Here is a 13255-nt window from a genome sequence, read left to right as displayed (position 1 = left end):
GGCAAGGGCGGGCCACTGGCCCGCCCCGTTCGTTTAGCGCGTCAACGGCTTGTAGGTTGCCCGCTTCGGATTGACCGCATCGGCGCCCAGGCGCCGGATCTTGTCGGCCTCATAGTCGGCGAAGTTGCCTTCGAACCATTCCACATGGCTATCGCCTTCAAAGGCCAGCATATGGGTCGCCAGGCGATCGAGGAACATACGATCGTGGCTGATGATCACTGCGCAGCCGGCGAACTCCTCGAGCGCCTCTTCCAGCGCGGCGAGGGTTTCGGTGTCGAGGTCGTTGGTCGGTTCGTCAAGGAGCAGCACGTTGCTGCCGCTCTTGAGCATCTTGGCGAGATGGACGCGGTTACGCTGGCCACCCGAGAGGTTGCCGACCTTCTGCTGCTGGTCGCCACCCTTGAAGTTGAACGAGGACGTATAGGCGCGCGAGTTCACTTCGCGCTTGCCCAGCATCAGCACTTCGTCGCCTTCCGAGATTTCTTCCCAGACGGTCTTGTTCGGGTTCAGGCTATCGCGGCTTTGGTCGACATAGCCAAGCTTGACGCTCTCGGCCACGGTGACAGTACCGGCGTCGGGCTGTTCCTGCCCGGTCAGCATCTTGAACAGCGTGGTCTTGCCGGCGCCGTTCGGCCCGATAATGCCCACAATGCCACCTGGCGGCAGCTTGAAGCTGAGATTGTCGATCAGCAGGCGATCGCCAAAGGACTTGGACAGCCCTTCCACGTCGATAACGTTGTTGCCCAGCCGTTCGCCAGCCGGAATGATGATCTGCGCGGTGCCCGACATGGTGCGGGCCTCGTTGATCTTGACCAGTTCGTCATAGGCCTTGAGACGGGCCTTGGACTTGGTCTGGCGCGCCTGCGGGCTCTGGCCCATCCATTCCTTTTCGCGCTCGAGAACCTTGGCGCGCGCTGCGTCTTCGCTCTTTTCCTGGGCAAAGCGCTTGGCCTTGGCACCGAGATAGGCCGAGTAATTGCCTTCATAAGCAACGCCGCGGCCACGATCCAGCTCGAGAATCCAGCCGGTCACGTTGTCGAGGAAGTAGCGATCGTGGGTGATGATCAGCACGGCGCCCTGGAACTCACGCAAATGGCGTTCCAGCCACGCGGTGGTTTCAGCATCGAGATGGTTGGTGGGTTCGTCGAGCAGCAGCAGGTCTGGCTTGCTGAGCAGCAGCGCGCAGAGCGCCACGCGGCGGCGTTCACCACCCGACAGCTTGGTCACATCGGCATCGCCCGGAGGGCAGCCAAGGGCTTCCATCGCCACTTCAACCTGGGATTCCAGATCCCAAAGGTTTTCCGCGTCGATCTGGTCCTGCAACTTGCTGGCTTCGTCGGCGGTCTCATCGGAATAGTTCATCATCAGCTCGTTGTAGCGATCGATGACGGCCTTCTTCTCCTTGACGCCGGTCATGACGTTGCCGAGCACGTTCAGCGCCGGATCCAGCTCTGGTTCCTGCGACAGGTAGCCAACGCGGGCACCCTTGTCGGCCCAGGCTTCGCCCTGGAATTCGGTGTCGATGCCGGCCATGATCTTGAGCAGCGTGGACTTACCCGAGCCGTTCGGCCCGAGCACGCCGATCTTGGCATCGGGGTAGAAGGACAGATGGATATTATCCAGAACCTTCTTGCCGCCGGCATAGGCCTTGGACATTCCGTGCATGTGGTAGATGAACTGGCGGGCCATAGGCCTGAAACCTCTTCAGAAGACAAATGAATTGGAGATTGGCCCCTCATGTAGGCCAAGCCTACCGTCTAGGCAATGCAGCAGGTCGATCAGCCGCACCTGTCACCAGAAACTGCGGTGAACCGATTTAGGCACGAATGTGGGCCACCACCAGCCTTCACCTCCCCCTTGATGGGGAGGCCGGGAGGGGTGATGGAACCACCATATCCGAGCCAGCCCTCCCCCACCCTTGATCCCTCCCCGCAAGGGGGAGAGTGTCGACCGGGACTACGCTGACAGAGCCGCGACTTCATCCACCAGCCGATACAGCTCGGCGAACCGCGCCCGCCATGCCGCCGAAGTACCCTCCCCGCCCAGCACCGCCTCAACCCGCGCCATGAAATTCTCCGGCACATCGGCCAGCTTGCCAACATGCGTGCTCAGCTTCTTGTCGCCGGGGAAATGCGCCCGATTGATCGCAAACAATGCCTGGATCAGGTCAGTTACAATCTGCTGGGCGATCGACCGCAGGTAGTAGTTATCCGCGCGGGCGAGCGCGGTTTCGAGGTGGAAATTGTTGCGCCAGAAACCGGCGCTGACCAGCCCATGCCGCATCAGTGTCGTCCGCAGCGCCGGAGGATAGAAAGCAATGCGCTCCAGCAGTGGCGTCAGCACCGCACGGGGATCGGCGAGCACCCGGAGCGAAGTCAGGTCGGCCAGCGCGCAGTGCTCGTAATAGCCGTTCGGGGTCCAGGTCACGTAGCGGCGCACCGCCTCGCCAGCCACGCTGCGTGCGACTATCCCGGCAATCGGCGCGAGCTGTCGAAACCAGATTTCGATCTCCTGTCCATCAAGCGCAAAATCGGTACCAGCCTGTTCGGGCGGGGCCGACCAGCTGCGGGCGGCGGCCGCATTGGGCAGTAGCTGCAGCAACAGCGCAACGCGCTCGGCATCGGGCAGCCAGCTCTCGGCAAACACGTAAATGTCGATATCGGACTGCGCATCGGCGACGCCCTTGGCATGCGAACCACCCAGCGCGATTGCGCATGGCCCCACAGCCAATTCACCCGCGACCGCTCCAAGATCTCGAATCAATTCGTCCAGCGTTTTCATGGAATTATTTGGCATGCACCCGACGCCGACGAACAGCCCCTGTCTGCCTGCGGCGTGGCGACTCCTGCCCGCTGGCGGCGCGCCAATTCCTGCGCTAGGCTGCCAGAGTCTTCCCGCCCCAGGTGTCCATCTTGAGCTTCACCTTTCCCCGCCGCGGCCGTTTGCTCGCCGCCGGCCAGCGCGCCGAATTGACCATTATCGACCTTGCGGGCAACGCCCGCTTGGTCCTCACCGCGCATGACGTCATCGAGGCGCCGAACTGGTCGCCGGATGGCGGCTTTCTGGTGTTCAATGCCGGTGGGCTGATCTACCGCATCGCGGCCGATGGCAGCGGCGAGCCGCAGCGGATCGATACCGGATCATTGGCCGATCTCAACAATGACCATGTGCTCTCGCCCGATGGGAACGCCATTTATGTCAGTTCCGACGATGGCCATCTCTATGCCGTGCCATTTGCAGGCGGGACGCCGCGCCGTATCTCCAATACCCACGCCATTCCGCATCATTATTACCTGCACGGCATTTCGCCCGATGGTGCGACGCTGTCCTATGTCGCCATCGAAGGCAGCGGCCATGAGCGCCGGGTCAATGTCTTCACCATCCCCACCAATGGCGGTCCGGATACGCGGCTGACGGACGTATCGGTGCCCAATGACGGCCCGGAATATTCGCCCGATGGCCGCTGGATCTATTTCAACTCCGAGCTGGCCGCCAGCCGCCCCGGCCACGCCCAGATCTTCCGTATGGCTGCCGACGATGGCACCAATCTCGAACAGCTGACCTTTGACAGCCTGGTCAACTGGTTCCCGCATCTGTCGCCCGATGGCAGGCAGGTGGTGTTCCTCAGCTATCCGCAGGGCACGATGGGCCACCCCGCCGACAAGGACGTGCTGCTGCGCCTGATGAACCCCGATGGCTCCAACCAGCGCACACTGGTCAGCTTCTTCGGGGGCCAGGGCAGTATCAATGTGAATTCCTGGGCACCCGACAGCCAGCAGCTGGCTTATGTCAGTTACCCGAAGGGGTAGACCTCACCGCACGGCCCACTCAGGCATTCGGTCTGTGTGCTGCCCAGTCCCTTGCGACACCCACCGGGTCATTCCCGCGCAGGCGGGAATCCATTCGTAATTCCTGCCCTTACCACCAAAGAATGGATTCCCGCCTGCGCGGGAATGACTCCGTGGAGTGGGGCGCGGTGGAGGTGGATGGTGCAGACGCCCCACACGTGCGGATGGTCGGAGCGCAGCCGCCTAAGCCTCGATCCAGACCGGCACCGACTTGAACGCCGGCGTCTTGCTGCGTGGATCGACTGCCGTGCCGACCAGCACGTTGGCCTCGGGATAATAGGCCATGGCACTCCCCCGCGGCAGATCGAACGGCGTCGCCACCGCGCGCATCCGACCGGTATCGGACGCCAGCGTCACCGATTGGCCCTCACTCACCCCAAACGCCACCATGTCGTCGCGATTGAGGAACACCGCATGGCGCCCGGCATGACCGCGATAGCTGTCGGTATCTTCATAGATGATGGTGTTGAACTGGCCTTCGCTGCGCACCGTCGCAAGGTTCAAGCGCTCCCGCTGCATTGCCGGCAGCGGCACCACCACGAAATGCGCCTTGCCGTCTGGCGTACCGAATTCAGGTGTATGCATGACGCGGTGCTTGATGTGGAATTCCTGCTTCGCCACATCGATATCGGCCAACTGCTCCAGCCCCGGCACGATGGCGGCAATCGCCCCGCGCACCTTGGAATGCTGGCTGAAGGCCCTGAAATCAATCGGCGAATCCGGCAATATCCGGCTACCGAGATCGCACAGGATATGGCTCTCCGGCCGCACCCCCTCCAGCCGGAGAATGCCGCCATCGCTGAGGCGGACATAGTTGAACATCGATTCCTGCGTCGTCGGCTGCCATTCCTCGTCGCGCGCCGTCACCGGCAGGATCAGCACTTCGCCATCGCCCAAACCATGCACATGGCCCATATTCAGCGTCGTGGTCAGGAACAGCTTGAAGCCGATGGCTCCCATCGCCCGGCTGGCAAAGGCCGTATCCGGGGTGGCGCCCCACAGATTGCCGCCCATGATCACGGCGCTGTCAATCGCCCCCGCTTCGGCCGCCTTGAGGCATGCCATGGTGTCAAAGCCCTTTTCCTCGGGGAATTTCATCCCGAAGGCGGCCTCCATCTTCTCCAGCACATCCTTGGCCAGGACCGGCTTGACCCCGATCGTGCCGATGCCCTGCACATTGGAATGCCCGCGCAAAGGCAACAGACCGGCAAAGCGCTTGCCCACCATGCCGCGCAGCATCGCCAGATTGGCGATAGCCTCGACATTGGCGACGCCATGGATGTGATGGGTCATGCCCATCCCCCAGGCGAACACCACATGCTCCGCCTGCCCATAGCGCTCGGCAATATGGGTGATTTCGTCCCGCCCAACGCCGCATTCGGCTGAAATCTCGTCCCAGCCCAGTGCATCGAGATCCGCCGCGAAGGCCTCGAAGCCGCTGGCGTGATTGGCGATGAAGGCCCGATCCTCGCGCCCCATCTCCAGCACGGCCTTGGCAATGCCCTTGAGCAGCGCAATGTCGCCGCCGATGCGCGGCTGCACATAGTCCGTGGCGATGTCGCTGCCGCCCTTGAGCATGGAGCCAGGCGATTTCGGCACCGCGAACTTGACCAGCCCCGGCTCCTTGGCCGGGTTGATGACGATGACCTCCCCGCCCCGCTCACGGCAGTTTTTGAGCATGTGAATGAAGCGCGGGTGATTGGACGAGGGATTGGCGCCGATGACAAAGATCAGGTCGGCCCCGGTCAGGTCTTCCAGCTCGACGCTGGCCGTGCCCTTGCCAATCGTGGTGCCCAGCCCTTCGCTGGTCGCCTGATGGCAGTAATACGAGCAGTTATTGACATTGTTGGTGCCGAAAGCGCGCGCCAGCAACTGGAAGATAAAGCCCGCTTCGTTGGAGCTGCGGCCCGAAGAGTAGAAGAAACTCCGATGTGGCGCCGTATCGCGCAAGCGTTCGGCCGCATGCGCAATGGCAAAATCCCAGTCCACCGGGGCAAAGCGCTGCGCCCCGGCGGCCTTGAACAGTGGCGTGCCCAGCCGGCCGAGCTTTTCCATCTCGCGGCCGGTCAGCTCCTGCAGATCGGCCAATTCATGCTCGAAAATCTCCAGCGGAATCGCCGCTTGGACATCGCTCGATTGCGCCTGTACCGATTTGTTGCAGACCGAGGGAAACTCATCGAGTTCATTGGTCATGCCGCCGCGCTGTCCGCCCATGCCATAGGCACAGGCCTTGCAGGCATTCTTGGAGGTAAGCGCCTTGGCTGCTTTCACCACACCCATCCTGCGGATGGTCTCCAGCGTGTAGAGGACCTTTTTGGGCCCGCCGCCAACGATCTGCTTGTGTTCCAACATCGGCACTCCACCCACCTCAACCGGGGCTATTACCCTGCCATTGTCCGTGCCCGCGCCGCGCGAGGCAAGCCGGAATGCCGCCCGGTCAACAAAAAGGCCCGGACGCTGCCCGGGCCCCGTAAAGTCCATCCTGCTAGCGCTACAGCACGTAGAGGATCACCGTGCCATCGCGGCGCAGATCGACGGCGATCGCGCGCTCGATATCGGAGCGATTGATTGCCTGACGACTACCGCAACGCGCCAACAGGCTGCGCAGATTGCCGATATCGCTGGAATAGCCGGCCAGCAATGCATTGACGCGACCGTAATCGCGCTGCGACACCACATTAGCCACATTGGCCACCCCGCTGGCGGGCAGACAGACCGAATTGCCTTTGGCAAAGCGCAACCAGGCCCGGTTTTCCAGCAGCTTGGCGAGATAGCTCAGGCGCGACGACGAATTGCCCGGCAGGGTAAAGCCGGAGCCACTGCCACCGGTCACGCCCCTGACGCCCGGCTGTCCAGGCTGGCCAGGCTGACCGGGTTGTCCGGGTTGACCCGGCTGGCCCGGCTGGCCTGATTGACCGCCACCACCACCGCCAATCGCGACATCGACATCGACAAGGCCAGAGCCTCCGCCAACACCGACCCCGACGTCAACGAGGCCGCCACCATTGCTAGCCGGCCCGGTACCAATATTGGCCGAAGCCAGCGGCTCACTGCCCGCCCCGATATTCGCGTCGACAATGTTGCCGGAGCCCCCGCCCAGACCGACATTGACTAGTCCACTGTCGCCAGCAGACCCCGATCCAATCGTCACCAGGGCACCGCTATCGGAGTCCCCGATGATACCAAGCAGGCTATCCGCAGAGGATGGCATTGCACTACCGGCAAGAAGGAAGCCGGCAAAAACAGCTACAAAAGCACGTTTCATGACGTTTCTCCTATATTACTGAATAGATAAGTCAGCTAAGGAGATACGATCAGAAGCAAAATTTGGTTTCGGACTATACGAAACCAAGCAACCCTATAGCAATCAAAGCGACAACCTCTTCTTCGTTATTTAAATCAATACTTTAAAATATTGATTTTATTGGGCAAAAAAGAAGACGCGAGGCCGAAACCTCGCGTCCCATCGGGGATGCCATAAGGGAGCGTCAGCCCTTACAGCGCTCGCCCGAACCATGCACGGCGTGGCCGCGTATTTGGCTGACCGACGGCTAGGTCTGTACCGTCGCATATCCAAACAACGACCGGGATGGCGATCGGTTCCGAGCCAACTGAGCGGACGGACAGGTTCGTGGCCGCACGCGACAGCCATGATTTCAGGCGCCTACCGCCACGCCGGTGCGGCGAAAATGCCTCGACGCCCCAAGCAAAAGGCGACAAAATCGCCGCAATCACCTGCGCATGCATTCACTCCCAATCGCGTCAAGGAAACAGGATTCCCAGCCATGCAGTTTCAGCCGAAATCGACACTCGCAGCCCTTGCCCTTGCTACCGCCATGTTAACGCTTCCCTCCTATGCCGACGGCATTTCAATCAGTGGTGAAGCCAGCTACCGCGAGCGCATTGCCCTGCCGCCGACTGCCGAATTGCAGGTCCAGCTCGTTGACGTCTCGCTCGCCGACGCCCCCTCCAAGGTGATCGCCTCCACGCTTGTATCTCCGGCCGGTCAAGTGCCGATCCCTTTCACGCTCGATTTCGACGCCAGCGCCATTTCCGACAGGGCCACCTATGCCCTGCAGGCGCGAATCGAAAACGACGGCGAGCTCCTGTTGATCACCGATACCCGCCACACCATCGATCCGCTGGCAGCAGCCATCCCCGAACAATTGGCGCTGGTCAGCGTCGCCGCAACGCCGCCGGCCGCAGAGCCAGCCGTTCCAGAAGCCGACGCCGCCTTGTTCGGCGACTGGACGCTGGTCGAACTCGACGGCAAGCCCACAGCCGAAGGTGTTGATAGCTCCCTGACCATCAGCAAGGATCTGAGCATTGGTGGCGGCGGCGGCTGCAACCGCTTCGGCGGCAATCTCAGCCTGGCGGACAAGTTCGATATCAGCAATGTGTTCTCGACCATGATGGCCTGCGAAGAGCCAGCAATGGCCCAGGAACAGGCATTCTTCGCCGCGCTCGAAGCCGCCACCGGCTACCAGATCGTCGATGGCGACCTGAATCTTGAAGCCGATGGCAAGGTCGTCGCCCGCCTGACTCCAGCCAGCTAAGCCCAGATCAAAAGCCCCGCACCATGTTTCAGGTGCGGGGCCGAGGTGGTCGGTGCAAACAACCTCTGCCGAAGCAAAACTTCGGTAGGACGAGGCCAGCCCATTGGTGGCCCGCGGTCACGCCTAGCCCCAGCCGCACAATTCTACGGCATTTCCAGAAACTGCCTAATCAGTAATCAAAACCTCCCGCCCCTGCCTGTTTATACATCACCCAACGGTGAGTCGAGGCGACGCGCGTACTGATGCCGAACCCCACCGGCTTCCCCAGTTTCAATTGAATCAAAGTCATAGCCCGCCTCATCGGGGCGTGGCACGGGCTTTGCAATTCATCCGACGGTGCAAACACACAACTGTCGGAGGACAATATGACACTGGTAAACCGCACACTTGCGGGACTGGGACTAGGCGTCGCGATGACTATCGGAGCGATTGCTGTTCCAGCATTCGCCCAGGACGAGACCATCAAGGTCGGTGTCCTGCACTCGCTGTCGGGCACGATGGCGATTTCCGAGACGACACTGAAAGACACCATGCTCTTTCTGATCGACGAGCAGAACAAGAAGGGCGGTCTTCTGGGCAAGCAGCTTGAAGCCGCTGTCGTCGATCCCGCCTCCGACTGGCCGCTGTTTGCTGAAAAGGCCCGTGAACTGATCGAGGTCAACGATGTCGTCGCCGTGTTCGGCGGCTGGACCTCGTCCTCGCGCAAGGCCGTGCTGCCGGTGTTCGAGGAACTGAACTCGATCCTGTTCTACCCCGTGCAATACGAGGGTGAAGAAAGCCAGCGCAACGTCTTCTACACCGGCGCCGCCCCCAACCAGCAGGCCATTCCCGCCGTCGATTACCTGATGGAAAACGAAGGCGTCGAGCGCTGGGTCCTGGCCGGCACCGACTATGTCTATCCGCAGACCACCAACAAGATCCTCGAGCAATACCTCAAGGACAAGGGCGTCGCCGCCGAAGACATCATGATCAACTACACGCCCTTCGGTCATTCCGATTGGCAGACCATCGTTACCGACATCAAGAATTTCGGCTCGGCCGGCAAGAAGACCGCCGTGGTCTCCACCATCAATGGCGACGCCAACGTGCCGTTCTACAAGGAACTCGCCAATCAGGGCATCAAGGCCGAGGATATCCCGGTCGTCGCCTTCTCCGTCGGTGAAGAAGAACTCGCCGGCTTCGACACCACCCCGCTGGTTGGGCACCTTGCCGCCTGGAACTACTTCCAGTCCGTCGATACCCCGGAAAACGCTGCCTTCATCGCCGCCTGGCAAGCCTTCATGAACAACCCGGACAAGGTCACCAATGACCCGATGGAAGCCCATGTCATCGGCTTCAATCTCTGGGTACAGGCTGTCGAAAAGGCCGGGACGACCGATACCGACGCCGTGCTCGACGCCATCATTGGGCTCGAAACCCCCAACCTGACCGGTGGCATCGCTACCATGCTGCCCAACCACCACATCACCAAGCCGGTGCTGATCGGTGAAATCCAGGCCGATGGCCAGTTCGAAGTCGTCTCCGAGAGCGACCTCGTCCCCGGCGATGCCTGGTCCGACTTCCTGCCCGAGTCCAAGGTGATCGAGGCCGATTGGACCGCCCCAATTTCCTGCGGCAATTACAACACCGAAACCAAATCCTGCGGCGGCAGCACCGCCGTCGCCGCTCAATAGCTTCCTCCTCCGCAAACCGGCCGAAGGCGGTTCGCTGCCTTCGTTCACTCTCTTCCAAAACCCACCGGGTCATTCCGGCGCAGGCCGGAATCCATGCGGTGAACCATCCACACGCTGGATGTTGCCGTTGCCACGGACATGGATTCCGGCCTGCGCCGGAATGACACGGAGTTTCTGCTTTGATTGGGGCCGCCATGACCTTCTCTAGATTGTTGGCAACGCTGGTTGTACTGCTCGGGGCGCTGCTGGTTCCGGCCCATGCGCAGACCGCGGACACCACCCTGTCCCCTCTCGTCGACGCCCTTGCCCCCGGCAGCTTCAAAGACCGCGAAACCGCCATTGCCGCCCTCGTCGCCACCGAGGATCTCCGGGTCGTGCCGCTGCTGCAAACCCTGGCCGACGGCGACCTCTATGTCGGCAAAACCGATGCCAAGGTAGTGTTCATCACCGGATCCGGCGCCACGCTGGGACGGATCGACCCCGTCACCGCCGCCGAACTGGGCGAAGTGCCCAAGGCCGACCTCGAAAAGGTCAAGGTGAACAACGGACTGCGCCGCGTCATCCGCACCGCCATCGGGCAATTGACCCTGCTCAGCGACGATCCCGCCACCCGCCGCTCCGCCGCCCAGTCGATCCTGCGCGATGCCGATCCCGCCAATCTCGAACTGCTCGATAGCGGCATATCGGCCGAAGCTGATCCGGCGATCCTGCAGGTCATGCAAACCGCCCGCGCCGTCCTCACTCTCAAGACCGACGCGACGCTGGAAGACAAGACCGCCGCCCTGCCCCTCGTTTCAGCCATTGGCGGCCGCGATGCCCTGACCCTGCTCACCGCCGCCCTCGCCAATGCCCCCGATGAACTCAAGCCCGCTATCCAGGCCAGCATTGACGGGCTGGCACGCGACCGCGCCGTCTGGGATGCGGCGCAAAATGTCTGGTACGGCATTTCGCTGGGCTCGGTCCTACTGCTCGCCGCAATCGGCCTGGCCATCACCTTCGGCGTCATGGGCGTCATCAACATGGCCCACGGCGAAATGGTCATGCTCGGCGCCTACACCACCTTCGTGGTGCAGGAGACCATCCGGCGCTACTCACCCGAGCTGTTCGACTATTCCCTGGCCATCGCCCTGCCGCTGGCCTTCCTGATCACCGCGCTGATCGGCATCGCCATCGAGCGCGGCATCATCCGCTGGCTCTATGGCCGGGCGCTGGAAACCCTCCTCGCCACCTGGGGCATTTCGCTGATCCTGCAGCAATCGGTGCGCTCCATCTTCGGCCCCACCAATCGCCTGGTCGGCAATCCCAGCTGGATGAGCGGCTCCTTCGATCTCGGCGGCCTCTCCATCACCTGGAGCCGGCTGTGGATCGTCATCTTCGCGCTGGTGGTGTTCGTCACCCTGCTGCTGGTGCTCAAGCGCACCGCCCTGGGCCTGCAGATGCGCGCCGTCACCCAGAACCGCCGCATGGCCTCGGCCATGGGCATCCGCACCCCCTTTGTTGACGCGATGACCTTCGGCCTCGGTTCCGGCGTTGCGGGCCTCGCCGGCGTGGCCCTCAGCCAGATCGACAACGTCTCGCCCAATCTGGGCCAGGGCTACATCATCGACAGCTTCATGGTCGTGGTCTTTGGTGGCGTCGGCAATCTCTGGGGCACCTTTGTCGGCGCCCTGACGCTGGGCATCGCCAACAAGTTCCTCGAGCCCTATGTCGGCGCCGTGCTCGGCAAGATCCTCATCCTGGTGCTGATCATCCTCTTCATCCAGCGCCGGCCGCGCGGCCTCTTCGCACTCAAGGGAAGGTCGGTGGAAGCATGATTTCCGTGGCAACTGAATTGGCAGTCGTCTCCCTCCCCCTTGAGGGGAGGGATCAAGGGTGGGGGTGCTGCGCTCACCACCCCTTCGATGTTCGCGGCCGCCGCAGCACCCCCACCCTAGCCCTCCCCTCAAGGGGGAGGGAACAGATCGGGGCTCCCCGGGGTACGGAGGTGCAACCATGCTGACCCAGGCCCTGTTCCGCGCGCTCGACAAAAAAGCCATCTGGCTCGTCGCCATCCTGATCGCCGTAGCGGTCCTGGTGCCCGCCTCAAACCTGCTGCTGCCCAACGGCCATCCGCTGCGCCTGCCCAATTATGCCGTGCCGCTGTTCGGCAAATACCTGACCTTCGCCATGCTCGCCTTGGCGCTCGATCTGGTGTGGGGCTATTGCGGCATTCTCTCGCTTGGCCACGGCGCGTTCTTTGCCATCGGCGGCTATGCCATGGGCATGTATCTGATGCGCCAGATCGGCAATCGCGGCGTCTATGCCAATCCGATCCTGCCCGACTTCATGGTGTTCCTGAACTGGAAGGAACTGCCCTGGTACTGGTACGGCTTCGACAATTTCTGGTTCGCCATGCTGATGGTGATGCTGGTGCCGGCGCTGCTCGCCTTCGTCTTCGGCTTCCTCGCCTTTCGCAGCCGCGTCACCGGCGTCTATCTCTCCATCATCACCCAGGCGATGACCTATGCGCTGCTGCTGGCCTTCTTCCGCAATGACATGGGCTTTGGCGGCAATAATGGCCTGACCGATTTCAAGGAAATCCTCGGCGCGCCGATCTCGGCCGATACCACCCGTGCCGCCCTGTTTGCCGCCTCGGCCATTGCACTGGCGCTGGCCATTCTCGTCTGCTCGATGGTGGTCAATTCCAAGCTCGGCAAGGTGATGATCGCCGTGCGCGACGCCGAAAGCCGCACCCGCTTCCTCGGCTACCGCGTTGAATATGTAAAACTCTTCGCCTTCGTCGTCTCGGCTGTCATCGCGGGCATTGCCGGAGCGCTCTATGTGCCCCAGGTCGGCATCATCAATCCCGGTGAGTTCGAGCCGTCCAATTCCATCGAAGTGGTGATATGGACCGCCGTAGGTGGCCGCGGCACCATTATCGGCCCGATCATCGGCGCCATCCTGGTCAATGTCGGCAAGTCCTACTTCACCGGCGCCTTCCCCGAATTCTGGCTGTTCGCCCTCGGCGCGCTGTTCGTGGTGACCACGCTGTTCCTGCCCAAGGGCATTGTCGGCCTGATCGGCCAATATCGCAGCCTGACCACGCGGCGCGAGCAGCATGACCGCAGCGCGCCCGCGGCCCCCAGCCCGGCCGAAGTCGAATCATCGGCCGATCCCCAACCCAAGCCCGCGGAGTAGG

9 protein-coding genes are annotated in these 13255 nt (G+C 62.1%); 5 read left to right on the top strand and 4 right to left on the bottom strand.

Going from position 1 to position 13255, the window contains the following annotated elements:
• Positions 1-33: 33 nt before the first annotated feature.
• Entirely contained in the window at positions 34-1689 is a 1656-nt protein-coding gene (ettA, locus tag BUA69_RS08185; RefSeq protein WP_046134955.1) for an energy-dependent translational throttle protein EttA, read from the bottom strand.
• A gap of 267 nt (positions 1690-1956) precedes the next feature.
• The gene (locus tag BUA69_RS08180; protein WP_160300122.1) at positions 1957-2724 is read right to left on the bottom strand and encodes a nucleotidyltransferase domain-containing protein; all 768 of its coding nucleotides are present in this window, start codon (positions 2722-2724) and stop codon (positions 1957-1959) included.
• Between the two features lie 188 nt (positions 2725-2912).
• Here BUA69_RS08180 and BUA69_RS08175 point away from each other — a divergent pair, with 188 nt between their 5' ends.
• Positions 2913-3809, top strand: a complete 897-nt coding sequence (locus BUA69_RS08175) for a TolB family protein (protein WP_046135051.1) — start codon at positions 2913-2915, stop codon at positions 3807-3809.
• 222 nt (positions 3810-4031) lie between these two features.
• On the opposite strand, the gene BUA69_RS08170 is transcribed toward BUA69_RS08175, so the two are convergent.
• Positions 4032-6200, bottom strand: a complete 2169-nt coding sequence (locus BUA69_RS08170; RefSeq protein WP_046134957.1) for an FdhF/YdeP family oxidoreductase — start codon at positions 6198-6200, stop codon at positions 4032-4034.
• Positions 6201-6339: 139 nt separating this feature from the next.
• Positions 6340-7113 (bottom strand): hypothetical protein, encoded by a 774-nt coding sequence (locus tag BUA69_RS20740; RefSeq protein WP_143154467.1) that lies wholly within the window; start codon positions 7111-7113, stop codon positions 6340-6342.
• 520 nt (positions 7114-7633) lie between these two features.
• Here BUA69_RS20740 and BUA69_RS08155 point away from each other — a divergent pair.
• The 4 genes from BUA69_RS08155 (at position 7634) to urtC (ending at position 13254) form a co-directional block, all read left to right on the top strand.
• Positions 7634-8404, top strand: coding sequence for a YbaY family lipoprotein (locus BUA69_RS08155; RefSeq protein ID WP_046134960.1), 771 nt, complete (start codon positions 7634-7636; stop codon positions 8402-8404).
• A 413-nt stretch (positions 8405-8817) separates the two neighbouring features.
• Complete coding sequence (urtA, locus tag BUA69_RS08150) at positions 8818-10077, top strand: urea ABC transporter substrate-binding protein (RefSeq protein ID WP_143154479.1); 1260 nt, start codon at positions 8818-8820, stop codon at positions 10075-10077.
• A 194-nt stretch (positions 10078-10271) separates the two neighbouring features.
• Positions 10272-11891, top strand: a complete 1620-nt coding sequence (urtB, locus tag BUA69_RS08145) for an urea ABC transporter permease subunit UrtB (RefSeq protein WP_046135052.1) — start codon at positions 10272-10274, stop codon at positions 11889-11891.
• Positions 11892-12069: 178 nt separating this feature from the next.
• Positions 12070-13254: an urea ABC transporter permease subunit UrtC gene (urtC, locus tag BUA69_RS08140; RefSeq protein ID WP_046134962.1), complete on the top strand. Its 1185-nt coding sequence runs from the start codon at positions 12070-12072 to the stop codon at positions 13252-13254.
• The last annotated feature ends 1 nt before the right edge of the window (position 13255 follow it).

The organism is Devosia limi DSM 17137 (assembly GCF_900128975.1).
Taxonomy (GTDB): Bacteria; Pseudomonadota; Alphaproteobacteria; order Rhizobiales; family Devosiaceae; genus Devosia; species Devosia limi.
Note: the sequence above shows the minus strand (reverse complement) of the source record. Positions and strands in the feature narration are given on the sequence as shown.

What these genes read in the sequence shown, in the direction of transcription:
- BUA69_RS08170 (WP_046134957.1), bottom strand. Translation starts at nt 6,200, where the DNA reads ATGTTGGAACACAAGCAGATCGTTGGCGGCGGGCCCAAAAAGGTCCTC.
- urtA (WP_143154479.1), top strand. Translation starts at nt 8,818, where the DNA reads ATGACTATCGGAGCGATTGCTGTTCCAGCATTCGCCCAGGACGAGACC.
- BUA69_RS08155 (WP_046134960.1), top strand. Translation starts at nt 7,634, where the DNA reads ATGCAGTTTCAGCCGAAATCGACACTCGCAGCCCTTGCCCTTGCTACC.
- urtC (WP_046134962.1), top strand. Translation starts at nt 12,070, where the DNA reads ATGCTGACCCAGGCCCTGTTCCGCGCGCTCGACAAAAAAGCCATCTGG.
- ettA (WP_046134955.1), bottom strand. Translation starts at nt 1,689, where the DNA reads ATGGCCCGCCAGTTCATCTACCACATGCACGGAATGTCCAAGGCCTAT.
- BUA69_RS20740 (WP_143154467.1), bottom strand. Translation starts at nt 7,113, where the DNA reads ATGAAACGTGCTTTTGTAGCTGTTTTTGCCGGCTTCCTTCTTGCCGGT.
- urtB (WP_046135052.1), top strand. Translation starts at nt 10,272, where the DNA reads ATGACCTTCTCTAGATTGTTGGCAACGCTGGTTGTACTGCTCGGGGCG.